Annotated in this window: 19 protein-coding genes; 8 read left to right on the forward strand and 11 right to left on the reverse strand. The window is 52.3% G+C overall.

Annotated elements, in window-relative coordinates; translation table 11 throughout:
* The first annotated feature begins 60 nt into the window (after positions 1 to 60).
* From OXH16_00820 to OXH16_00840, 5 genes are all read left to right on the forward strand, one after another.
* Positions 61 to 1107 (forward strand): alanine racemase, encoded by a 1047-nt coding sequence (locus OXH16_00820; protein MCY3679907.1) that lies wholly within the window; start codon positions 61 to 63, stop codon positions 1105 to 1107.
* A 20-nt stretch (positions 1108 to 1127) separates the two neighbouring features.
* Positions 1128 to 3491, forward strand: coding sequence for a hypothetical protein (locus OXH16_00825; protein ID MCY3679908.1), 2364 nt, complete (start codon positions 1128 to 1130; stop codon positions 3489 to 3491).
* 33 nt (positions 3492 to 3524) lie between these two features.
* On the forward strand, positions 3525 to 4424 hold the full coding sequence (locus OXH16_00830) for a creatininase family protein (protein ID MCY3679909.1): 900 nt from the start codon (positions 3525 to 3527) through the stop codon (positions 4422 to 4424).
* A gap of 163 nt (positions 4425 to 4587) precedes the next feature.
* The gene (locus tag OXH16_00835; protein MCY3679910.1) at positions 4588 to 7257 is read left to right on the forward strand and encodes a TonB-dependent receptor; all 2670 of its coding nucleotides are present in this window, start codon (positions 4588 to 4590) and stop codon (positions 7255 to 7257) included.
* Positions 7258 to 7287: 30 nt separating this feature from the next.
* Complete coding sequence (locus OXH16_00840) at positions 7288 to 8187, forward strand: dihydrodipicolinate synthase family protein (GenBank protein ID MCY3679911.1); 900 nt, start codon at positions 7288 to 7290, stop codon at positions 8185 to 8187.
* Positions 8188 to 8301: 114 nt separating this feature from the next.
* On the opposite strand, the gene OXH16_00845 is transcribed toward OXH16_00840, so the two are convergent.
* The 10 genes from OXH16_00845 to OXH16_00890 form a co-directional block, all read right to left on the reverse strand.
* Positions 8302 to 8526, reverse strand: a complete 225-nt coding sequence (locus tag OXH16_00845; protein ID MCY3679912.1) for a type II toxin-antitoxin system HicA family toxin — start codon at positions 8524 to 8526, stop codon at positions 8302 to 8304.
* Positions 8507 to 8836, reverse strand: a complete 330-nt coding sequence (locus OXH16_00850) for a hypothetical protein (protein MCY3679913.1) — start codon at positions 8834 to 8836, stop codon at positions 8507 to 8509. The genes OXH16_00845 and OXH16_00850 overlap by 20 nt, the downstream gene beginning before the upstream one ends.
* On the reverse strand, positions 8836 to 10194 hold the full coding sequence (locus OXH16_00855; GenBank protein MCY3679914.1) for an SAF domain-containing protein: 1359 nt from the start codon (positions 10192 to 10194) through the stop codon (positions 8836 to 8838). Before OXH16_00855 ends, OXH16_00850 begins: the two co-directional genes overlap by 1 nt.
* A gap of 35 nt (positions 10195 to 10229) precedes the next feature.
* Positions 10230 to 10988, reverse strand: coding sequence for a hypothetical protein (locus OXH16_00860; protein MCY3679915.1), 759 nt, complete (start codon positions 10986 to 10988; stop codon positions 10230 to 10232).
* 41 nt (positions 10989 to 11029) lie between these two features.
* Positions 11030 to 12244 carry a hypothetical protein gene (locus OXH16_00865; protein MCY3679916.1) on the reverse strand — a complete coding sequence of 405 codons (1215 nt, stop codon included), beginning with the start codon at positions 12242 to 12244 and terminating at the stop codon, positions 11030 to 11032.
* 23 nt (positions 12245 to 12267) lie between these two features.
* Entirely contained in the window at positions 12268 to 13518 is a 1251-nt protein-coding gene (locus OXH16_00870; GenBank protein MCY3679917.1) for a mandelate racemase/muconate lactonizing enzyme family protein, read from the reverse strand.
* A complete protein-coding gene (locus OXH16_00875; protein ID MCY3679918.1) occupies positions 13515 to 14957 on the reverse strand; it encodes a sulfatase in 1443 nt (480 codons plus the stop codon). The genes OXH16_00870 and OXH16_00875 overlap by 4 nt, the downstream gene beginning before the upstream one ends.
* Positions 14958 to 14966: 9 nt before the next feature.
* Positions 14967 to 15842 carry a TauD/TfdA family dioxygenase gene (locus tag OXH16_00880; protein MCY3679919.1) on the reverse strand — a complete coding sequence of 292 codons (876 nt, stop codon included), beginning with the start codon at positions 15840 to 15842 and terminating at the stop codon, positions 14967 to 14969.
* Positions 15843 to 15916: 74 nt separating this feature from the next.
* The gene (gene purM / locus OXH16_00885) at positions 15917 to 16960 is read right to left on the reverse strand and encodes a phosphoribosylformylglycinamidine cyclo-ligase (GenBank protein MCY3679920.1); all 1044 of its coding nucleotides are present in this window, start codon (positions 16958 to 16960) and stop codon (positions 15917 to 15919) included.
* A gap of 24 nt (positions 16961 to 16984) precedes the next feature.
* Positions 16985 to 18169 carry a CinA family nicotinamide mononucleotide deamidase-related protein gene (locus tag OXH16_00890; GenBank protein ID MCY3679921.1) on the reverse strand — a complete coding sequence of 395 codons (1185 nt, stop codon included), beginning with the start codon at positions 18167 to 18169 and terminating at the stop codon, positions 16985 to 16987.
* A 99-nt stretch (positions 18170 to 18268) separates the two neighbouring features.
* Here OXH16_00890 and OXH16_00895 point away from each other — a divergent pair, with 99 nt between their 5' ends.
* Positions 18269 to 18958 (forward strand): ABC transporter ATP-binding protein, encoded by a 690-nt coding sequence (locus OXH16_00895; protein MCY3679922.1) that lies wholly within the window; start codon positions 18269 to 18271, stop codon positions 18956 to 18958.
* Positions 18959 to 19039: 81 nt separating this feature from the next.
* Entirely contained in the window at positions 19040 to 21601 is a 2562-nt protein-coding gene (locus OXH16_00900; GenBank protein MCY3679923.1) for an FtsX-like permease family protein, read from the forward strand.
* A 7-nt stretch (positions 21602 to 21608) separates the two neighbouring features.
* Here OXH16_00900 and OXH16_00905 read toward each other — a convergent pair whose 3' ends face one another.
* Positions 21609 to 22229: an arylesterase gene (locus OXH16_00905; GenBank protein ID MCY3679924.1), complete on the reverse strand. Its 621-nt coding sequence runs from the start codon at positions 22227 to 22229 to the stop codon at positions 21609 to 21611.
* A 572-nt stretch (positions 22230 to 22801) separates the two neighbouring features.
* Here OXH16_00905 and OXH16_00910 point away from each other — a divergent pair.
* Positions 22802 to 24976 (forward strand): ATP-dependent RecD-like DNA helicase, encoded by a 2175-nt coding sequence (locus tag OXH16_00910; GenBank protein ID MCY3679925.1) that lies wholly within the window; start codon positions 22802 to 22804, stop codon positions 24974 to 24976.
* Positions 24977 to 25032 lie beyond the last annotated feature (56 nt).

The following is a 25032-nucleotide window of genomic DNA, read 5'->3' on the forward strand; positions in this document are numbered from 1 at the left end:
AACGTACATTGCCTATTCCCGCACAACGCCATCTTTCACCTTTTAATAACCAATATTGCCATGACCATACACGACCTCGACACGCCCGCGCTCACCATCGACCTCGATATCCTCGAAAAAAATATTCGGGAAACCCAGGAGGCATGCGACAAATTCGACATTCCGCTACGTGTACACACCAAAACGCACAAAATCCCCGAAATCGCCAGAATGCAACTCGCTGCGGGAGCCATTGGCATTGTCTGCCAAAAAGTGGGCGAAGCCGAAGCCATGGTTGAAGCGGGCATTCCCGACATCCTCATCCCCTATAATATCGTCGGACCCATCAAAGTCAAACGCCTCGCCGAACTGTGCAAACGCGCCACCATGACCGTCGCCGTCGATTCGGAAATCACCGCGCGCGGTCTATCCGATGGTGCAACAGAAAACGATGTCACCATCAACATCCTCATCGAATGCGACACCGGAGGAAATCGCTGCGGCGTACAATCGCCCAAAGCCGCGCTTGAACTCGCGCAGAAAGTGACAAACATGCCCGGCCTTCAGTTCCAGGGCATCATGACCTATCCCAGCAACGAACGCGCCAAAGCCTTCATCGACCAAACGCGCGACCTGCTTCAAAGCGCGGGCATCGCGGCCAACACCATCAGCGGAGGTGGCACGGGCTCTGCCGAAGTTTCCAAAGCCATTGGCTGCACCGAAACCCGCATTGGATCCTACGTCTTTGAAGGCCTGCGCCGCATCAACCGCGAAAACAATCCCCCCAACCCCATCACCTGTGCCGAACGCATGATAGTCACCATCGTCAGCACACCTGCCCCCGACCGCGTCATCATCGATGGCGGGCAAAAAACATTCACCAGTTATGCCCCCATCCCTTATGGATACATCGTCGAACACCCCAATGCCAAAATCTACGGCATGTCCGTCGAACACGGTCACGTCGATATCTCAGAATGCAACCACACCTTCACCGTAGGCGACCGCCTCTCCGTCATCCCCTTGCACCAGGGCATGACCACCAACCTCCACGACGAAGTCTATGCCGTGCGAAATGGCAATGTAGAACACGTATGGAAAGTTGCTGGACGCGGTAAAGTGCAATAAAAAACATATAGGGAAAAATCATGCCTGAACAACCAAATAAATTATCCAGACGCAAAGCAATTGCTGGCATTGGTATCAGTGGCATTGTCCTCACACAGCACGCATTGTCTCAGGAGGTCGCCGTGAACACAACAAACAGTGCAACCATAACGCGCTACGCCACCGTTCAAGCTATGAAATCCTCGCCTGAAACCCGCGAAGGCGAATGGGTAGAAACCGCGGGTTTTTACATACCCGGCGATGGCGGCGCAGCCCTGTATCACATCGAAAAAACAGATGCAAATATCCAGCCAAATGATGCCGACATCATCGCGCTGGACAATGGATTAGTCGCTATCTTACACGAAAACAAAGCCGTGAACTACAAAATGTTTGGCGCGATCGGCGATGGTAAAAACGACGATGGCGTACAAATAACCCTGGCGCATAAATACGCCAATGCGCGCAAAGTCCCAATCGTGAATTTAAGCGGCGAATATTGGATCTTGCAAACCAACGACATACCCATCAAAACCAACGTCTCTTGGGGGCAAACCACTTTTCACATCGATGAACAGTACAACAGCCAGAGGGAGCCGCGCTTTGAAATTCTCAACGATCACCCCCCCAAAAAACTCACGCGAGACGAAACCATCAAAGCGGCTTTATTGAAAAAATTAAAGCCCGGCGTACAACTCATTCCCGAACTGGCACAATATGCAGGCCACCTCATCATCGCTGAAGATGATGACGATCGCATTGGCATTCGGGCAGGCAATTATTCAAAGGCGGGATGGGGGCGCGAAGAACTATTCTATGTCGAAGAAGAAGGCCGTATCATTGGCGATATAGCCTGGGAATTCAAAAACTTCACCGACATAACCGCCATACCCTGCAACGACAATTACCTCATCGTCGAAGGCGGCGGATTTTACTTTTCTGGCGACAGTGGCAGCGGTAGATCCTGGCGGTATCACCACCACGGCATCTCCATAAAACGCAGCCGCACCATCATCCGTGAACAATGGATGGGCCTGGAAAAAGGGAAACGCGATATCTCCATGCACCCCCGTCGCGGCTTTTACGTATTCAGTGGTGTTTACGACGTCACACTGGAAAATATCCGCGCAATGCCCTGGGAAAAAAATCGCGAAGAAGAAGGCAAAGTCCTCGGCGCGGGCACCTATGGTATTGGCGGTGCGCGGATGCTCAATTGCACCTTTCGCAACATCACAGCAGAAGGCGGCTGGGTTGCCTGGGGTGTTTTTGGCACCAACCTCAACAAAAACTTCCGCGTTGAAAACTGTCGTCTCAATCGCATCGACGTGCATTTCCACTGCTGGAACCTCTACATCAGCAACTGCACCATTGGCTTCAAAGGCATTGCCCTGACAGGAGGCGGTGAATTGGTAATCGAAAACACCACGCGCCACGGCAACCAATTCGTCAATTTCCGGCGCGACTATGGAGCCAAATGGGACGGACACATACGCATCCGCGGTTGCCGGCTAATGCCCAGTGGCAATGGCAGTGTTTCTGTCCTATCCTGTCGCCCGGCCGATTTCGACTACCAGTATCCCATAGGCTTTGCACGCACGGTCACAATCGAAAACCTGCTCATCGATTACAGCGCTGCATCCAAATCAAATGCACCGTGCTGGCTCCTGGACACCGTTTCCTTTTCCAAAACCAAAAACAATGCCCGCCTCTTCTTTCCCCATCGCATTGAATTTCGCAACATCACCGTCGAAGGCAGAAAACAGGGCGTTCGCCTCATCCGCATACCCAATCCACACCACTACGACCTGCGCCGCAACGGCAGCTATGATGGCACGCAACTCCACGCCAACAGCACCATCATCTGCGACAATGTCCAACTCGAAAAATTTACTCAAGAAATTGCCGACGATGATGAACAGGTACACATCCTGATCGGTGGAGAATCGGCGACCGACTATGCCGATGCACTCGCCCTCTATCCCAAAATGCGATTTACCGACTGTGAAAATATTAGCGCATACCTGGGCAACTGCATTGCCAGTACGACTTTTGAACGGTGCAGCCTGAACACCATAACTGCACCCAACTTGCGGGGCGAACTCGTATTTACCGAATGTCGCCTCCAACCCGACGTAAAAAAAGTACCAGAGCAATTCTATATTTTGCAAAGCACACTGGGCACGCGCTTCACCAACTGCACCCTTCACGCGCCCATCGTCAACGGCACAATGAACCCGGGCCTGATAAACCGCCTGGGCTTCATCCAAATCAACGAATCTGTACAACACTACCATCTCAACACAGCACTTGGGAATGATGTCATAGACCATCTCAAAAACTCAGGAACCACACTCACACCGGAATTCATCGCCAAACTAAAACTGCACCACGATTTGGAATCATAACTTCATTCCAATTTTTCAAAAGGAGCACGCCCCGTGAGAGACGTACGCTGGGAACGCATGTTCCCCGATGAACTCGAAGCCGCATTCGAAGCCTGCCCAGTCGTCTATTTCCCCTATGGCCTGTGCGAACCACACGGCCCGCAAAATGCCGTGGGACTCGACGCCCTCAAAGCCCACGGCATTGCCGTTCGCGCCGCGCACAAACACGGCGGCATCGTCGCCCCGCCCGACTACTGGCATATCCACGAAATTGGGGGCTATGCCCTCTGGTCAGAACGCTCGGTTGGCCAGCCTGAACGATCCTGGCTAACCTGCATGCCGCCCTGGCAACACTTCAAAAATATCTGCTATCACATCCGCCAGACCGACACCCTCGGCTTTCACGCGGCCATCCTCCTCACCGGGCACTACGGCCCCAACTGGCAAGACCTGAAAACCCTGTGCGAACTCATCCAGCCCCATGTGGGCCTGCGCCTGTATAGCCTGCCCGACTTTGAAGCCAACCAACCCGGCTTTGACAATGACAACAACAGCGGTGGCGACCACGCGGGAAAGGTCGAAACCTCACTTCTATGGGCCATTGAACCCGACTGTGTCGATATCTCGCGTTTGCCGCCCGAAAGCGAACCCGGTCCGCACTTTGCCATGGGCCAAAACGTCCGCGAATCCAATCGCCAGATTGGCGAACGCATGGTCAATGACGAAATCGAATGGCTCGGCAACAAAGTTAGAGAATTACTCGCCGCGTATGAATCGGAAAAACCCACGCAAAAACTATGCACCTTTGACCAGGTCGAACACATCTGGGAAACCGTTATCCGTCCCGAACTGCCCAACTTCCGCACCATGCAAACAGCCTGGTCGGACGACGCCACACTCCCGGAAGACTCTGTCTGGTACGCCAACTGGAAAGTGCCAGACCGCGAATTCTAAAATAAAAACGGCCTGCGCATTATCAACGCAGGCCGTATCTCATTGCAGAGCTGTTTTACCCAATCGCACTTGTTGTCAATAGAAGATTGTATATATTAGCACAACAACATCGTCCAATACGCCACACATAGCGTATGTGTCCCATTTTTTCAGGAGGTACAATATGAAGCAACTGATTATGTTTTTTGCTCTATCCCTTTTACCCCTCTCAACCCTGTCTGCCGCCGAATTAAAAGGCAAAGTCCGCGATGCCGAAACCGGCGAAGCCCTGCCGGGCGCAAACGTGTATTTAGAAGGTGCTGGGCGAGGAACTGCCACCGATCTCGATGGACAATTTGAGATCACCCGAATCGGTGAAGGCAGCTATACACTCGTCATAAGTTTTGTAGGATACAAAGAATATCGTAGCACCGTCGTTGTAGAACCAGATGCTGCCGAGTTATTTATAGAACTCATGCCCGAAGCATTTCGAGGCAAAGAAGTCACCGTCGTTGCCGACCGGGCCAAATTGCGCGAAACGCCCGTTGCCTTCTCAGACGTTCCAAAAGCCGATATGGAGCGCAAACTCGGCTCGCGCGATCTCCCGATGATTTTGAATGATACACCGGGTGTTTATGCAACCGAGCAAGGTGGAGGCCCAGGCGATTCTCGCATCAATGTGAGGGGATTTGACCAGCGCAACGTCGCCGTCATGATCAACGGCGTGCCAGTCAACGATATGGAAAACGGCTGGGTCTATTGGTCCAACTGGGATGGCCTGAGCGATGTCACGTCATCAATCCAGGTCCAGCGCGGATTGGGAGCCTCAAATCTGGCAATAGCCTCAGTGGGTGGCACCATGAACATTGTCACCGACATCGCCCGCCAACAGCGCGGGTTCAAAATCAAACAGGAAGCGGGAAACAACGCCTTTTACAAAACCACAGTCAATTTTTCATCGGGTTTGATGAACGGCAAAACCGCTTTCACCCTGGGCCTCACGCGCAAAATCGGCGATGGCCTGCCCGATCAGGCCTGGACATCGGCGTGGTCCTATTTTGGCGCACTGAGCTTTTTAGCATCTGAGACACAAAAAATTGACCTGTTTGTCGTAGGCGCGCCACAACGCCACGGGCATCGACTCTACAAGCAATCCATCGCAACCTTTGATGCCGATTACGCCCGATCCCTGGGCATTGATGTTGCGGATGCGAGAACCTACGGCATCGACTACAATCCAAACTGGGGACGCTCGCCATTTTCATCCTACCAGGAGTACTACAACGGCCAGGTACACGACGCACGCGATAGTGGCATCATCATGGAACGCGAGAATTTTTACCACAAACCCCAGATCAATCTAAACTGGTACTGGACACCCAACGAACAATTCATCCTGTCCAACGTATTTTATTTTTCGCGCGGCAAAGGCGGCGGCACAGGACGTTTGGGCACCAACCCGCGCTCGTTACCCGATGGCAGCATCAACTGGCAACGCGTTGCCGATGAATTGAACACCCAAACAGCGTCGGAAGCCCATCCCGACCTGGTAGGTGCAGGTGAAGTGGGCAGCAGTGAAATTGCGGCGAGAACCGTCATCCGAAACTCAGTCAACCAGCACTTCTGGTATGGGTATTTGGGCACAGCTGAACACCGTTTGAGCGACATCTACACGCTGGCCTTTGGCATAGATTTGCGCTATTACAGAGGGCAACACTGGCGCGAAGTACGCAATTTGCTCGGTGCCGATTATTACGTCTTTCCATGGGACAGAAACGCCACGACCTCCGTCAAGCGACTCGGAGACAAAGTCTCCTACCACAACGACGGCCTCACGCGCTGGGGCGGTGGTTTTGCACAACTCGAAGGTCGATTTAACAACTTTACGACATTTTTGAGCACATCTGCATCCATAACAGGTTATAAACGCATCGACTATTTCCGCGCAAAGATCAACGGCGACTGGGACCAGACAGACTGGGAGAACTTCAAAGGCTACACCGTAAAAGTGGGCGGCAACTACAACGCAACCCCCGCGGTCAATATATATGCCAACATCGGCTGGCTTTCAACAGCCCCCAAATTCGACTCTGTTTATCACTACGACAACAGCCTCTACGATCCCACATTCAATGAAAAAGTCGCTTCCTTTGAGTTGGGCACCGGTTATTTTAAACGCGGCGTAGTGACAGCAAACACAAATTTCTATTACACCAGATGGATAGACCGCTCGTGGCCCAAGAGCATTTACAGCGAAAAACTCGACCAGAGCTTCCGATTTTTGCTAAACGGCATTGACGCGCGGCATACAGGTATAGAGTTCGACCTGAAAGCGCGTCCCCATTCCATGCTGGAAGTGCGCGGCATGTTATCGCTGGGCAACTGGGAATGGCTCAACGATGCCAATGTCACATTTTCGCCCGAAGAAGACCCATCGGTTATCGGCAATTTTCAAGTCTATGCCAAAGGGCTAAAAGTGGGTGACTCGGCGCAAAAAACCCTTGCACTGAGCGGTACAGTATTTCCCACACGCGGCCTCTACGCCTCGCTGAATCTGCGGCGTTTTATGGATCACTACGCTAAATTTGATCCCGCCAACCGAACAGATGCCAGCGACCGAAAACAGTCCTGGCAGCTCCCAAATTACAACCTGGTAAATCTGCATGCGGGCTACACCCTGCCCGGCAATACATTTGGCAATGGCAAAGTGAAACTGCAATTGCACGTCTTCAATTTGCTCGACGAACGCTACGTGTCCGATGCAGATGACGGCAACAATCACGACGCAGCGAGCGCCCGCGTTTTCCTCGGCCTATCGCGCCGCTGGAATATTTCGCTATCGTACGATTATTAACATCCAACAGTTCTAACACAGGAGACCTCCGTGAGCGATCCCATCCGCGGTATCTTGCCCGTATTACAAACACCCGTTGCCGAATCCGGCGACTTCGACATCGAAAGCCTTGAACGGCAAATCGACTTTTGCATCGCCGCCGGTGCAGGCGGCTTGGTCTTTCCCGTGCTCGGTGGTGAATTTCAATATCTCTCTGACCGGGAGCGACAAACCCTGGTCGGAATCGTCGTCAAAAAAACCGACAAACGCATCCCCGTCATCGTCGGTGTGGCCGGCACCAATATCTCCACAGCCACCGAACACGCCGCCCATGCCGGGCGCGCAGGCGCCGATGCCGTCATCGCCATGCCCCCCTATATGGGCAGCGGTGGACCCGATGAAAACCTCCGCTACTTCGAGGCCATTTCCAGCGCGGGACAATTGCCCATTTTCATCCAGAACGCAGGTGCAGGCATGCAACCTCCCGCACTCGTGCGCCTGCTCACCGAAGTCGAGCACCTCATCTACGTCAAGGAAGAAGCCAACCCCAGCGCACATCACATCAGCGCCATTGTCGCCGAAGCAGGTGATCACTGTCAGGGCGTTTTTGGCGGGGCCTGGTGCCGCTGGATGATCTCAGAAATGCGACGAGGCGCCAGCGGCTTTATGCCCGGCGCCCCGGTTGTCGATATTCACGTCGATATCTGGGATGCCTTTCAAGCAGGCGATGAAGACAGAGCACGCGATCTCTTCGATCAACTCCTGCCACTCACCAACCTGATCCAGATCCTCGGTCTCCGCCTGGTTAAAGAAGTACTCATTCGTCGAGGCATCTTCAAAACGAGCGGCATGCGCGCGCCCGGCAGCACACAATTGGACGACGACGACCACCGCGAACTCGACGCCATCCTCAAAAAACTTCGCCCTCTATTCCGCACAGAGGCGTCATAGATAGGAATGCACCTTCATGTTGATGACTTTGATTCGATAAAAGGCGTGCAAACAGTCTTCCCGGACGCGCAATTTGGTACCGAGCAGGGCTTGGATCTTTTAAGAGGAGCCATTCTACATCAATTTCCGAAATTTTTCTTCATTAATTCCCGCCTGCCGCAGCATTTCATAAAATAGCCACCGCGGAATATCTCGTCCATGTTTGTGGCTAATGCGAACGCGCAAAATCGTTCCGTTTACGAGCACTTTGCGCCAAGTCTCGTGTTTCCGAGATCGAATTTTTGCGAATCCCAAAACGCGCAATACTTTGCGAAATTGATCAAACCTGTACACGGCCATGGTGAATTTCAATTAGCATGCGAATATCCCAGACATCTTTACATGCATCAATCGCCTGGATATAAGGCAAATGATGGGCGCGATTAGGACTGTTTTCATAAATTTCTAAGTCCTCTAAATATTCCTCAGCATAATCCTGCATGGCTTCCAGCATATCTTCCAGCGCTTCATCGGGCGTTGCCATTTCAGTCACCAAATCCAATTCGGGACAGAAAGCGCATACCATCGCGTCATCTCGAGCAAGAATTATTGTCAATCGTTTTTCAAAAAATGAAATTTTCGGTGGCAAAAGCGATTGTTCATTGTTCATTATTCGCTCCTTTCCACAAAGCGTTGTACCATTTCCCGGCGGAGACGGAGAATGGCGTTGTTTTCGTCCAAATCGACGTCGGATTGGTGTATGGATTGCCCTGCGGCGATTTTGTGTTTTAGCTTGAGATCGTGAGCCAGGCCTATGGGCAGGGCGTTAGATGTACGAGCCTGATTAGCAGGCCTGAGTTTGCCGTACACCCGGTAGCCGCCTTCGCCATCAAGGACTTCTCCCTGGGAGAGATCGCGTTTTGCAGTGGCGACAACGTCTGCATTAAAAACAACGGGCGCGCCGCTGGCTTCGCCGCGTAAGCCAGCGCGCAAGACGCTGGTGGTGAGTTCCATGCCAACCAGGTGGTAGGGGCGGTAGATGGCCGTGTAACGCCCAGTGGAATCAGTGGGAAGGCCGTATTCGGAGAAACAGCGGCGGATGTAGTCGCCGGGAGCTTCAATGGTGACGTAAACTCCCCAGCGCAGATCCCGATCTACAGGGATTCCATCTGGTTTCAGGCTGGAGACAACCTCGACGGTTCCTTTGTGAGAAAGCTGCCCCCCGTCGCTATGAGGCCGGCAAATATCGGGCAGTTGGTCAATGCCGCAGGGCGGGAATTTCAGGCCTTCGGGCTGGGGATTCAGGCCAGTGGCATTTGAGACAGCGGCCATTTCAATGGCGGATTTTGTGCCGTCCAAAAAGGAATTGAACATATGGGGATTCAGACCGCCTTTTGCAGCGGTTTCAGCATCGAAACCGTAGTGCTCCCAGACAGTATCAGGAGTGGATGTGTGGTACTCGGGCCGGTATTTGGTGCCCTTGCCAGCGCAGACAATGTCGAAGCCATTGGTCTTAGCCCATTCAACCAGTTCACAGATCAAAGCCGGTTGGTCGCCATAGGCGAGGGTGTACACGAGGCCAGCAGATGCTGCACGTTGAGCCAGAATGGGACCGACCAGAACGTCTGCTTCGACATTGACCATGACCAGGTGTCGCCCGTGTTCGATAGCCTGAAGGGCGTGGTGGATGCCCGCGAGAGGATTGCCAGTGGCTTCGACCAGAACGTCCAGACCATCCGCCCGGATGAGGGCCTCGCTGTCATCAGTGAGATGGGTGGCGCCGGTTTTGAGGGCGTGATCAAAGTCGATTGCGGCAAATTGTTCGGGCGACCACTCAGCACGCGTGAGGGCTTCTCGCGCCCGGTGCAGGGATAGATCGGCCACACCCAGGACGTGCAGACCCGCAACGCGACGGGCCTGTGCCAGAAACATGGTGCCGAATTTTCCAGCGCCGATGAGGCCCACGCGAAGAGGATTTTTAGACTCGGCGCGGGCGGTTAGCAGGTATAGGAGTTGACCATTAGCCAAAGAATTCCCCCAGGAGAAAATTATGCGAGTCTCAATCAGGCATTTTCAAAGCAATCCGCCATGTCGTTGAGAAAATGATCCAGATCTACTTTGCGATACTGTTCGACATAACGATGATCGGTCGGTGGGTTTTCGAGAACATGTCTCTGAAGAGAGTGTTGTATTGATAGGCCATCTATGTCGGACAGTCTATTGAGGCTCGTCTGAAGGAGATCTTGCACGTTTTGAGCGGAATGGATTTCGATATTGGGTTCGGAGGTATTGTAATAATAGACAGCTTTCAAGTGGGTACGGAGCATTTTGACCGCATAAGCAGGTAGAGATTTTTCTTCGCGGCTTGGGCGGAAGTCTTCGGGCCAGAATAGGCGGTTGATCTGAAGGTCAAATGCTTTCTTGAGCATGCCGGAAACGCTGCCTTGGGCGGGAATCCATTTTGAGTTGGGCCAGACGTCTAAGTTGCCCCAGGGACCGCCCAGCGTATTTTTCTCAAGTGGTAGGCGCCCGCATCCCGTGTTGACGCCTTCTCTGGTGATGTCCAGGATGGCAAAGTGCTGGGGATAGATAAAAAAATCATCCGTGCGTGCGCGCCAGATATCGTAAAAGGCGGTAGTCAGTGCCAGAAGTGCATATCCGGCGTGCAGTATGCCGTCTTCGAGATGGGGAGAGATGACTCCCGTGCGGTCCAATTCGTGGTAGTCCGGACAGAAGGTCTCAAAATCGACGCAAGTGAGGCCGTTTTCGCCAGATTGCCAATATTCAAAGTCCCGAGAGACTAATAGGGTGCTGGTGTGCATAATATAAAGACCTGATAGAAGGGTTACGCCACACAGAACATCTATTTTTCCATAAACGGCCCCTGCTGTTCGATGCGTTGCAGAGTTTGTTTGAACTCGTCGGAATCGTCGTCTTCCCAGACATCCAGGCGAATGCCCCGGATGTTGCCTTCGGGGAAACCAGTGAGGCGAGCAACGTTCGGGAATCCTCTCGTATAGAGCTTGTGGCCGTCGGGTAGATGCAGGATGCCAATAGTGGGGGGAATAACAGTGGGTTTGTTGGCGGCGCATCTGGCCAGTGCGTCTTCATCAACTTCTACGCCGAGGCCGGGGCCTTTGGGTACCGGAGAGGAACCGCCTGCGACTTCGATGCGCTGTTTGACAACGTCTTCACCGTACTGGTCGTCCAGGTTGGTAGAATGAGCCACGTTGGGAATCACGGCGCCCATATGCAGAGCCAGGGCTTTGGTGAGGGTACCGCCTGTGAGTTGGATGACAGAGGAGACATTGGCCAGGGCAGTAGCAAATCCACGCACGAGGGTAGAGCCAATGCCGCCTTCGCCGATCATGTAGGCATCGGCGCAACCGCGAATAATCTCCTGACCGCCGCCGAGTTGAGGGACATGCATGAGCAGCGGCAAACTGGTTTTCTCTCTCAGAAGGCGCCAGCCTTCGACATCGGATAAGACCAGGGGATCTTCGATCATACCTACGACGGGGGACTTTTCCAGTTCCTGTAAGATGCGCAGGACAGCGGCAAGCGGCCGATTGTGATTGAAGTCGTAATGCATCTTGAAACCGGGCGGAGCAACCTCCTCAACAGCTCTGGTTTGTTCGTACACGTCGTAATAGGCGCAAGTGTGGATTTTAAAGATCATATACCCTTCTTCCACGGCTCGCTGAACCTCTTTGGCCAGGTCTTCCGGGGAGGCAGGGCGGGTCCAGGCAGCTACGGGTACGCGGTCGCGTATCTTCTGACCCATGAGTTTGTACGCGGGAATTTCAAGGTATTTGCCCATGGTATCGTAGAGTGCGCCCATCAGGCCACTGTTGAGATCGGCGTTGATAAAGTCAAACGGATCGCGGTCGATCAGGTGATTTACAATGGATTTAGAAGGGGCCTCACAGCGTGCATCACCATAGCCCACAATGCCATTGTCAGTCGTAATTTTAAAAATGGTACGATGGTTTATATTGAAAAACCGGGCTTTCTGATCGGCATTCCGGTCGGCGATTTTGGGGTAGATGGGGATGATGTCGATGTCGATGATTTTCATGATCGAATCCTCCTAACTTTAATTCACATCAGGGCGGGTATAGTTGCCTCGCGTTTTGCCAGCGTGGCATGGGCTTTTTTAAAAGTCGCGCTGTGGTCGTCTTCAATGACTTCCAGGGTAACACCGCGTTCAAATCCGGGGATGCTACCTGCGTAGAAGGTCTTCTGGTAGATGGCTTCATCGGTAAATTCCCAGATGCGTTTCTGTTTGGCCGCACCGGGCCACGAGATGCGCAGGATGCGTTTTTTGCGGCGGTAGAGCCTTTTAGGTGTGGGTGTATCGGGATCGACCGCGTATTTTTCGACAGCTTTTTCATCGACTTCAATGCCCAGGCCAGGAGCATCGGAGACCTGGATGTGACCGTCGATCACGTCGAGGCGTTTTTTGAGCAAATCGTGTTTCCAGAGTTCGTGACAGGTAATATAGGGCAACTGGGCGTGGGAGAGGACAGAGCCGAGGTGTACGGCGAAGGCAGTGGTAATTCCAGTGCCGACCAGTTGCAACCAGAAAGGTTTGTTGAAAGCAGCGGCGAGTGCGGCCTGCCGGCGGACTTCTGTAACGCCGCCACCAATGACAAATCCATCGCAGGCGTGGGCGAGCAAATATTCTTCCCGGAAGTGTTCGACGACGGGTTTGCATACGCGTTCGCGAAGAATTCGCGCGCCGGTGAGATCGCCATAAAGGTAGAAGGGACTTTCGTAGATGCCGACATTGGGGTGATTGTCGAGCTGCTGGAGGATAATTTCCGCCTTTGCCTGGTTGAGCAGAAAACCGTTAAAATCTATGTCGAATTTGTAATCTGCGGGTACGACTTTGCCGACGACTTCGACCTGTTGGAGGATGTCTCGCCAGGGACGGGCTTTCATTTTAAAAGAAGTGTACCCGCGTTTGAGAGATTCTCTGGCCTCTGCGACCCAGTCGGCAGGTGACATGTCAATGTCCCACCAGGAGATGGGGCATCGGTCGCGCAATTTGGTGCCGAGCAGGGCATGAACGGGCACATCAGCGGCCTTTCCAACAGCGTCCAGAACAGCGAGCTGTGGACCAAAACCGATGGCGTCGTTGTGCATGATCTGGAAGGGGTTCTGACCGATCAGTGTATGTACATCACTAACAGACAGACTATCTCCATAGCCCACGATACCCTCGTCGGTTTCAATGCGGTAGAGATAGACCCGTTCGTCGTGAGTCTGCGCGCGGTGCATGGCGCGTTCGACCCGTTTGCAGTAAAAGGGAATATTGAGGCTACGACGGGTTGCACTTGCGATTTTCATGACGGATTTTCTCCTGGTTTTGAGAGGGATTGTCCATCGCTCAATCCGTACTGGCGGCGCAGAGGTTCTGCGGTAGGTGCTTCCACTTTGGGTATCCAGGCTGCGTGTGCATCTATGATGTCCTTATACTGCGCATCTCCTGCGAGATTTGTCCATTCGAGGCTGTCATTTTCGTGATCGTAGAGTTCTTCTGTTCCATCTGAATAGCGAATATATCGCCAGCGTTCAGAGCGCACACTGTGATTCCCTCGAATATGCGTGGTCAGCGCGGGACGATCCCATTCTCGGTCTGGCTGCTCCATCAGGTATTTTAAGCTCACACCATCCAGACCATCTCTTTGAGGCAAGCCGCAAACGTCAATAAATGTTGGATACAGATCGACCAGACTGACCGTGCGGTCGCATCGTCCGGGTGCCATACCCGGTGCTGAAATCATAAGAGGCACGCGCGTGGCCTCTTCCCAAAGAGCAAATTTGCGCCAATGGAGTTTCTCGCCCAGGTGCCAGCCGTGATCTCCCCACAGAACAATCATCGTGTTATCGGCATAAGAACTATTGTCGAGTGCATCCAATAATTCCCCGATCATATCATCGGCAAATCGAATACAGGCGAGATACCCCGCAACAGCCCTCCGCCAATTGTCCGTCTCAGTCACATTTTTGTGATCATCCCGCCGCGTGACAAAGGATCGCCCGATGGGAGGCACATCGTCGAGATCGTTTTCGTCTATATTGGGCAATGTGATCTCATCCGGAGGATACAAATCAAAATACTTTCGGGGCACGTACCACGGCAGGTGCGGGCGGTAGAGTCCACAGGCCAAAAAGAAGGGTTTGTCATGCTTTTTATTTAGCACCTCCTTGCCCCACTGCACCACTTTCCAATCGTCCATTTCCTCCACTGACACATCTATTGGTCCCCAATCGAACCTGCCTTGTGAAAAACCATTCAGCGGAGGATTGGGAGGCAGTGGGTCCCGTCCCTGGGGAACATAGTCGTGATAGGATACCACATCAGCAGGTCTCCCTTGCCGCGTGATCTTACCTCTACCCGCAACATAATATCCATTGCCCATAAAATGCTGCATCAGAGTCACGGCATCCGGATCTTGCTGCCGGAATGAATGGGCATTTTCATACACCCCCGTTGTCGTGGGCAATTTGCCAGTCACCAGGCTACCACGCGAAGGATTGCACGCAGGCGCATTGCAATACGCACGGGTAAATAAGGTACTACGACTCGCCAGGCGATCTAAATTTGGCGTTACAGAATCAGGGTGTCCCCCCAAACAGCCAATCCAATCATTGAGATCATCCACAGCAATAAAGAGCACATTGGGTTTTTGTTGTGCGAAAAGCGATGAGGGAAATGCACTTGCGGCGAGTACAGCAGCAGTACTCGTAAAGGTAGTACATAAAAAATCGCGGCGCGTTTGCATGAGCTACTCCTAATGAACTGCTGTCGCAGTTGTACACCGCTTCAACGGCACACCTTCAATCGTGATGCGGTGCATGAGGCGTCGCTGTCCCTGGTAATCATTGAGAGCGCAATGCCAGGTCGCGCGGTTATCCCAGATAGCGAGAGTATCTCTTTCCCAGCGAATGCGGCATGTAAAATCCGGGTGGGAAGCGTGCTGGTACAAATACTGAAGCAGAGGTTGGGATTCTTCTTTTGTCCATCCCTCAATTTGAACCGTAAACACGGGATTTGCGTAAAGTGCTTTGCGACCTGTAATGGGATGCCTTATGATCAGGGGATGAACAGCATCCTGCGTGGCGAGTTCGGGATTGCCAATGCGACCGCTTTGATCGGGCTTTCTGCCGTTCATAGCTCCAAAAACATGTCGGCTGGAGTGTAGAGCGTTTAAGTTTTCAAGCGTCTTCCGCATCCCCGGCGAGAGGGTTTCGTACGCTCTGTACATACTGGCAAACATCGTATCGCCACCAAACTCGGGAACCTCGCGTGCATAGAGAATCGAGCCGAGTGCGGGAATGGTATCGTAAGAATGATCGGTATGCCAGTTGCGCCCAATATTGGTTTCCTGATCGGGTTCTTTTCGCACCTCGGCAATGATGGAATTTTCCGCTACGCCCGTAAAAAACCGGTTGACATTGATATCCCCCCAGCGTCGGGCAAATGCGATGTGTTGTTCCTGCGTGAGGGACTGATTGCGAAAGAGAATCACGCTGAAATCCGCAAAGGCCCGATGAATTTCAGCGAATTGTTCCTCACTGATCTCCGACGCAATATCAACGCCTTCAATTTCAGCGCCGAGTGCCCCAGATAGGGGCTTTACGTCAATGATGCGATATGGTGTGTCCATGTATGTCCTTTCTCAATTATCCCACGCAAAGGGAACCGCTCGTTCTAAAGTTTTAGATCTCATATCCTATCCCTTCACCACCGAACTTTTCCCGTGAACACAACGCCTTCCTCGCCTTTGGCAATGCGCCCGATTGGATACACATGGCATCCCGCACTTTGCAGATGTGCGTTAATCCTCGCCACAGAATTCTGGGCGCACACAAGCGTCATCCCCACACCCATATTAAAAGTCCGCAGCATATCGTCTTCTGGAACCAGGCCCTCGGCGCGAATCGTTTTGAAAATGGGGAGAACCTGGATTAGTCCGAGATCAATCACAGCCTGACAGGTCTCGGGAAGAATGCGAGATAAATTATCCTGGATACCGCCACCTGTAATATGTGCTAGACCCTTCAAACTCTCTTCCTTAAATAGACCCTTTAGAGGTTGATAATAACACTGGTGTGGGCGCAAAATCATATCGAGAAAAGACACCCCTTGAATATCCCGATCTATCAACTCCGGCTTATTCTTCAACAACGCCCTGACAAGTGTATAGCCATTGGTATGAAGCCCATTGGAAGCAAGCGCGAGAACCGCATCCCCCTCCTCAATCGCAGAACCATCAATAATACTGTCCCTATCGACAACCCCAATAGCCGAAGCACTTAAAATATACACCCCATCTTCGACAACCCCTGGCTGAACAGATGTTTCTCCCCCCGTCAAAGTACATCCCTGTGCCTCACAAGCATCGGCAATCCCACCAACGAGTGCTTTGACTACAGGGGGATCGAGTTTGCCGCAGACAATACAATCTTGCACATAAAAAGGATCAGCACCCATAACAATAATATCGTTGATCAAATGATTGACCAGATCATAGGCAATAGACGTGACGCTTCCGTGTTCAAACGCCAACTTTTGCTTTGAACCAGGCTCCTCGGTTTTCAGCACGAGAATGGGGTGATCATACCCCTCAAAACGGCCATCAACCAGACTGCCGAAGGCCCCCAATTTATTGAGCACTCTCGAATCCCCGCGCCCGATATTTGAAGCCATATCTCTTTTAACAGCATCTGTTTCATCGATATTGACGCCACTCTTCGAATAAGATAAAGACACATCGTTTTGCACTACAGTCCTCCCATTTGTTCAAACTCAATCTGCTGGCGAAGCCAACTTGCCCAACACCGCCCGGCGCACCAGATCCAACCCCTGAATCACCAACCATCGGCGGATATGATCTGAATCCTGAAAGCGGCGGCTCTCAATACATGTTCGCGCTCGCGGATCAGAGCCATAAACAGCCATAAACGTCGCACCACCTTCATAAGGACCAACCATTGCCAGCCCCACGCCACCTTCGGGCGCAACCTCCTGAGCCATCGCTTCCGTCAAAGCGCGAGGATCATCCTGACCGTCCATATTGGCCTCCCCTTGCGCAATCACCACATCACCTGCGCCATTCTCCTCGAACTCCCGCACGACCTGACCATCTGTCAGCGTATCTACCACCCCAATTGTCAGCCCGTTTTCCCTCAACAAACCGCCCACGACCTCGGCTACTGTCTCCTTCCCCGTACCGTAAATCGCAACTCCCAACCGCTTTCTGAGTTCCGCTTCCATCGGCGCAATCAACGCATCGGCATCCTCCTCTGTATCTGCTTTCGCCGCCACGCGCACATCCGTCTGCCCTGCATGTGCCGCCAATCCTACCGTTGGATTGCTTCCCGTCATCAAATCTCCAATTGTGCGATCAATATTGCTCTCGCCCACCGCACAGGTTCGCAACACGCGCACCCTGGTAATTTTGCGACCGCCCATGCGATCAATCAAAATCGGAATCACGACCTTGTGCAACATATAATCCAATTCTCTCGGCACACCCGGAAGCGAAATCACACAGCCGCGCCCTTGGGCATCTTCACTCAAAAAACAGGGCGCTGTGCCCATGGGATTTTCCAATGGCATAGCGCCTTCGGGAATATACGCCTGTCGCTTGTTATTATCTGCCATCTCACGGCCAAAATTGCGAAACCGCGACGCAATCTGATTTTCCAATACCTTACTGTAAACGAGCTTGCGTCCCGTTGCACGCGCCACGCATTGCCGCGTCATATCATCTACCGTAGGACCAATCCCTCCCGATGTCAGAATCACATCTGACCGATCCAGCGCAATATCCAAAACGCCGGCAATCCGATCTTCATTATCTCCCACAGTCGTTTTATACAACAAATCCATTCCAATATCGCGCAGCGCTTTGGCAAACATCGTGGCATTGGTATCTACAATTTCACCCAACAACAACTCCGTTCCAATCATCACAATCTCAGCTTGCATGTCTCCTCCACTCATTTTTTGCACATAATGGAACTCTATGTTATGTTTTGAAGTCTCACAAAGGTAAGAATTACAACCAGAGACGCAAGGAGTAATCAGTTGAGCCATCCAAACGCAGCACTCGCAGTTCAAAACCTCACCCGCACCTACACGAGCGGAGGGCATCCGCTCACCGTTTTAGACAACGTCACATTTACCATACCCAAAGGCCAAACCTGTGCGATAGTAGGACCCTCGGGCAGTGGAAAAACCACGCTACTTGGTCTGTGTGCTGGCCTTGATCGCCCAACATCGGGCACAGTCACCCTTCACAGCATGGCCCTCGACAGCCTTGACGAAGATCAACGCGCAGCCGTGCGAAATGAATACGTGGGATTTGTCTTTCAGAGCTTTCAACTCATCCCCACCCTCACCGCCATTGAAAATGTCGCGGTTCCCCTCGAACTACGCGGTAAAAACGGTGTGTTTGGCGAAGCGGGAGAATTGCTCGACCGCGTGGGATTGGGCGATCGCTTGACCCATTATCCCACCCAGCTATCGGGTGGCGAACAACAGCGCGTGGGCATTGCACGCGCCTTTATCAACCGACCGCGCATTTTATTTGCCGATGAGCCTACGGGCAACCTCGACGCCGACACCAGCCATACCATTGCCAATCTGCTCTTTGACCTCAACCGCGAAGCGGGCACAACCCTCATCCTCGTCACGCACGATCACGATATCGCCGCACGTACGCAGCGCATCATCCATCTGCAAGGTGGCAAAGTGGATCAGGATGTGCAGGATTAAAGGATGAACAGGATACCCCGCCACCCAAAACCAGTGGTCAGTTCACCCAAACAGCCCCATTCTTAATTCTTAATTTGCCTCATGGATCGAATCACCAGCATTAAAAATCAGACCTCCAGCCCACTCTTCAACGCCTGGACCTGGCGCATGGCCTGGCGCGATAGCCGCACGTATCGCCGCCGACTGTTGCTCTTTATTTCCTGCATATTGCTCGGTGTGGGTGGCCTCGTAGCTATTCGCGCCCTGGGCGATAACCTGCAACGCGTTGTCGAAAGCGAAGCGCGCACACTTTTGGGCGCTGATTTGCGCGTCAGCAGCCAGCGCGCTTTTGCGCCTGCGGTTGACTCCTTATTCAACTCATGGGGTGGGGAGCAATCCAGAGAAGTGCGCTTTGCCTCAATGGTCTTCTTTCCCAAAAACGGCGGAACCCGCCTGGTACAGGTGCGCGCGCTACAAGGCGACTTTCCCTATTACGGCACATTTGAAACCAATCCACTACAAGCGTCGAAGACCTTTCAGCGTACCCATCACGCGCTACTCGACGACGGCTTGCTCGTCCAATTTGGCGTTCAGGTCGGCGATTCCGTGCGAATTGGCAACCACACCTTTGTCATAGGCGGACGCATCACAAACATATCGGGCGAGGCCATGGCCTTTGCCACAGTGGCACCGCGTGTGTACATCCCTTTATCGCATCTCGATAAAACGGGCCTCATCAAATTTGGCAGTCTGGCGTCTTATGAGGCCTATTTTAAGTTTGACGGCAGCACGAGAATCGAATCTATCCAGCGCGAACTTCGCCCCTATCGCGGAGATCAAAATTTGCGTACCGAAACCGTTGCCAGCCGTCAAAGACGCCTCAATCGCATATTGGATAATCTCTATATCTTCCTCAGTCTGGTCGCCTTTGCCGCCCTCTTGCTCGGATGTATCGGCGTTGCCAGTGCCATTCACGTTTATACGCGCCAAAAAATAACAACCGTCGCCATCTTGCGCTGCATGGGCGCGCAATCGAATCAGGTCCTCTGCATTTACGCCATCCAGGCCATCGCACTGGGTCTTATTGGCACGGGATGCGGTTCTCTCCTCGGTGTGGGTATTCAATATCTCTTGCCCGGTGTGTTCGCACAAATCCTCCCCATCGAACTCGATATTCAATTTTCTTATTGGGCGATTATTCAGGGCACAGGCATTGGCCTGAGCCTATCCCTACTCTTCGCCCTGCTCCCCCTATTGCCGATACGTCGAACATCGCCCCTGCACACCTTGCGGGCATCTTTTGAAAATGTGCGATCCAAAATAGATCCTCTGCAAATGATGACCATCGGCGGGATCTGTCTCATTGTCGCGGGATTGGGCATTTTGCAAACCAGCAGTATCCTCATTGGTATTGGCATTGCCATCGGATTTGGCATTGCCTTTGGACTGCTCATAGGCGCATCGTGGCTCATCATCAAAACCGTTCGCCGCTTCTTTCCCACAACCTGGCAATACGTGTGGCGACAGGGTCTGGCCAACCTCTACCGCCCACACAATCAAACCGTAATTCTCATGCTCGCGCTGGGCCTCGGGACCTTTCTCATCACCACGCTCTATATTGTTCAACACGCTCTACTCGCTCAAATTGCTATCGCGGGGAGCGACAACCGCCCCAACTTTGTGCTCGTCGATGTGCAAACCGATCAGATTGAAGGCGTAAGCGCGTTGCTCCGCAAACAGAGCCTACCCGTCATTCACCACGCTCCCATCGTCACCATGCGTCTGAAGAGCATCAAAGGTCAAGAGGCGCGTTCCTACGGCAGAATACACGACGTGCGACGCTGGGCAATACAACGCGAATACCGCTCGACCTATCGCAATCACCTCTTCGATTCAGAACGTCTCGTAGGCGGCACCTGGATCGATGCAGAACGAACAGAAGAACCCATCCCCATCTCTTTTGAGCGCGACATTGCCCGCTCGCTTCGCGTCTCGCTCGGCGATACCCTGACCTTCGACATCCAGGGTGTGCCCGTTCAGACCACAGTACAAAGCCTGCGAGAAGTTGATTGGCAACGCATTCAGCCAAACTTTTTTATCGTCTTTCCCAAAGGCGTACTCGAAACAGCCCCCCAGTTTCACGTCTTGACCACGCGCATCAACACCACGGAACAATCCGCTATGTTGCAACGCACACTGGTTCAGAAATATCCCAATGTCTCGGCTGTTGACCTTGGCCTCATTCTCAAAACCGTTGACGATGTACTCTCGCAAATCGCCTTTGTCGTGCGCTTCATGGCACTTTTTAGTGTGATTACCGGACTCATTGTGCTAACTGCCGCAGTCACCACCAGCCGTTATCAACGCATTCGTGAAGCCGTTTTGCTGCGCACTTTGGGGGCATCTCAAAAACAGATTCGCCGCATACTCTTGCTGGAATATACCTTCCTGGGCGCACTCGCTACCCTGACTGGACTCATACTCTCTATTGGCGGTGCCTGGGCTGTCACCGTCTTTATTTTCGACATTCACTTTGCCCTGCCCACTGCGGCCATTGTCGGCGTCTTTGCCCTCGTCACCGCGCTCACTATCTTTGTCGGCATGCTCAACAGCCGCGGCATAGCCGACCGCCCTCCACTCGAAATTTTGCGAAGCGAAGTGTGAGGCCCTCTCACTTCTTTTCCAGAACCGGTTTAAGCACGCGCCACACGGTTTCCGCTATAATCCGATGTCCCGCAGCATTGGGATGAATGCGGTCTGGCAGATTCAGCTCTGGAATCCCGCCAACACCTTCCAATAAAAAGGGTATCAAAAGCACGCGATTCTTTTCAGATAGAGCAGGGAACACCGCACGGAAAGCCGTCGTATAGATATCTCCCAAATTTGGTGGTGCTTCAATACCCATAAGTATGATCTGAATATCTGGATACTTCTCTTTTGCGCGGTCTATAATCCCCTGCAAATTTTGCTGCATTTCAGTCGTGGGAATCCCCCGCAAACCATCGTTGCCCCCCAATGCCAGCACCAGCACATCGATTTTTCGCCGCAGCAACCAGTTGACCCGCCGCAACCCACCCGCCGATGTTTCGCCACTCAGACCACCATTGACCACATCAAACGCCCACCCGAGCGAATCGATCTTTGCCTGAATCAGCGCGGGAAAAGCCTGCGTTTTATCCAGACCATAACCCGCAGTCAGGCTATCTCCCAAAAACAAAACCGTCTTGCGGTCCTCTTCAGCATGAGCCGTCCATATCAATCCGAGTAAAACAACGACAAGAAAACGCTTCATTTTTCTCCTCATTTATACGCAATTAAAATCAGGCTATAACTTTTCTACCCGCTCCAGTCCATTTTCCCCCTTGACCTCAAATATAAGATTGGCTATATTTTTCGCCGACTGGCCTGTGAAAAAAACAATATTTTCGAAACGCACAGCGTTTCAGCAGCGTTGCCATACCAGTCCACGAGGCACCTGCTTGTTCCTTGCGTCAAATTTGACGATTTGGTGAAGGGACGAGTAGGTGCTTTTTGTTTTTCACAAAAAAATTTAAGTTGTGACGCGGTTGGCCCAAGGGCAACCATCTCGTGTACCAAAAAAGAAAGGCCCTCGCGCGAGTTCTTGGCGGGACGGCGCGAGGACCCCAGATCACACCGACAGGTACAGGCGGTGTGTCAATAGCTTTTGGGCCAACCTCTTTCCGTTGTGACGTAGCCGTTAAATGTTGTGTTTCAACAATATACGGATTTTATACATTTTGTGTACTGCAAATTTGATACAACTTGTAAAACCGCGGCAAGTGTCGTATAATTCCTCTACCACTCCGATTGTGTGATGGGAGAACATGTTCGCCGAGGTTTTACATGGCTCAGCTTCGCGGAATTGTAGATCGCATTACATTTCAAAACGAAGAGAATGGATACACGGTTGCCCGTTTGCAGGTAGAGGGATCCACCGCCTACAACAACCGTCCGGCGACCATTGTGGGCGAAATGCTGTCTATCAACCCGGGTGAGACCGTGGTTTTGGAAGGCGAATGGACAACCCATAAGCAATATGGGGCACAATTCAAAATTGAATCCTACCAGACCGTGCATCCATCTACAGTAGAGGGAATGCGGCGGTATTTGGGTTCGGGATTGATCAAAGGCATTGGGCCAGTCACGGCAAAGCGGATTGTGGATCACTTTGGAAAAGAAGCGCTCGATGTCATCGAAAGAGATCCCAAACGACTGGTCGAAGTCGAGGGATTGGGAGCAAAACGCGCAAAGTGGATTATCAAAGCCTGGGAAGACCAGCGCGAGATCCACAATGTCATGCTATTCTTGCAATCGCACGAAGTGGGCACGGGATACGCCGTAAAAATATGGAAGAAGTACGGGCAGAAAGCCGTTGAATTGATTCGGGAAAATCCCTATCGCCTATCTGTAGATGTTTGGGGCATTGGCTTTTTGACGGCAGACCGCATCGCGCAAAAAATGGGCATACCCGCACATTCAGACCGGCGCATCCAGGCCGGTCTTTTGCATGTACTCAATGAAGCCGCAGACAAAGAAGGCCATGTTTTCTTGCCCGAAGAAGCGCTCATTGAATCGTGTGCCGAAGCACTCGATGTCCCTATTGATGCAATCGCACCGTGCGTGGCGCAATTGCTCTCCGAAGAATCAATTGTGGTAGATGACAAGCGGGTGTATTTGCCGCATTTGTACTATGCCGAACAGGGCGCGGCAACGCGGTGCTATCAATTATCCCAGGTACAACGCATTGAACTGGGCAATATCCCGGCGGAGATCAGAGCCATAGAACAGCGCGACGGGGTCACATTCGCGCCCCGTCAAAAATTAGCCTTAGAAAAGGCATTATCGCACAATTTGCTGGTATTGACGGGGGGGCCGGGAACGGGTAAAACAACGACTATTAAAGGGCTGATCGCACTTTTAGAGGCGCGAAACAAAAAAATCGCACTGGCAGCGCCAACAGGACGCGCGGCCAAGCGGATGTCTGAGGCGACCGGGCATGAGGCCAAAACCATCCACAGATTGCTAAAATTTAGCCCATCTGAAATGGTGTTTGAGAAAAATTTTGAGAATCCCCTGGAGATCGAAGCCCTGATTGTCGATGAAATATCCATGGTCGATACGGTTCTGATGAACAGTCTATTGCGCGCTGTACCAATCAGTGCTTCGGTGGTCCTGGTAGGCGATGTCGATCAGTTGCCATCGGTTGGCGCAGGAAATGTGTTGAAGGATGTCATTGCATCTGGCATTGTCGAAGTCGTGGAACTCAACGAGATCTTTCGGCAGGCACAAACGAGCCGCATCATTACCAATGCCCACGCGATCAATCGCGGCGAAATGCCATACTTACAGAATGATCGCGATGCGGATTTCTTTTTTCTCGAAGTCTCGGAACCCAATCAGGTCGTAGAGACGGTTTGTGGATTGTGTACCTCGCGTTTGCCGCGCACATATCGTCTGGACGGTATTGAAGATATTCAAGTACTCGTCCCGATGTATCGAGGGGAGACCGGCGCGAACAATCTCAACAGAGTCTTGCAAGACGAGTTGAATCCCAAAGGACAGGAGATGACGCGGGGCGGTATCCGCTTTCGGGTGGGCGACAAAGTAATGCAGGTGCGAAATAACTACGACCGCGATGTTTTTAACGGTGATATTGGGCGCGTCCAGGGAATAGAGGACGATATATTGCGCGTGCGGTTTCAGGACCGCGTCTTAGAATACGAGTTTTCGGAATTAGACGAATTGGTGCTGGCCTATGCCATGAGTGTCCACAAAAGCCAGGGTGCAGAATTTCGCGCCGTGGTAATGCCCTTGACCACGCAACACTATATGATGTTACAGCGCAACTTATTGTACACAGCCATTACGCGGGCGCGAGAACTGGTCATACTCGTAGGCACAAAACAGGCTCTGGGAATGGCTGTTCGCAACAACCGGGTTGCAGAGCGACACACAACCCTATCTCAGCGCATCCGAACTGGAATTGTCGAAGAACCCGTTCAGGGAACTTTGCTGTGATAAGCAGGTTGTTTTTTATAGCTTATATTGTCTAAATGTTTATCGTATATTATACT

Source organism: Gemmatimonadota bacterium (genome assembly GCA_026705765.1).
Taxonomy (GTDB): Bacteria; Latescibacterota; UBA2968; order UBA2968; family UBA2968; genus VXRD01.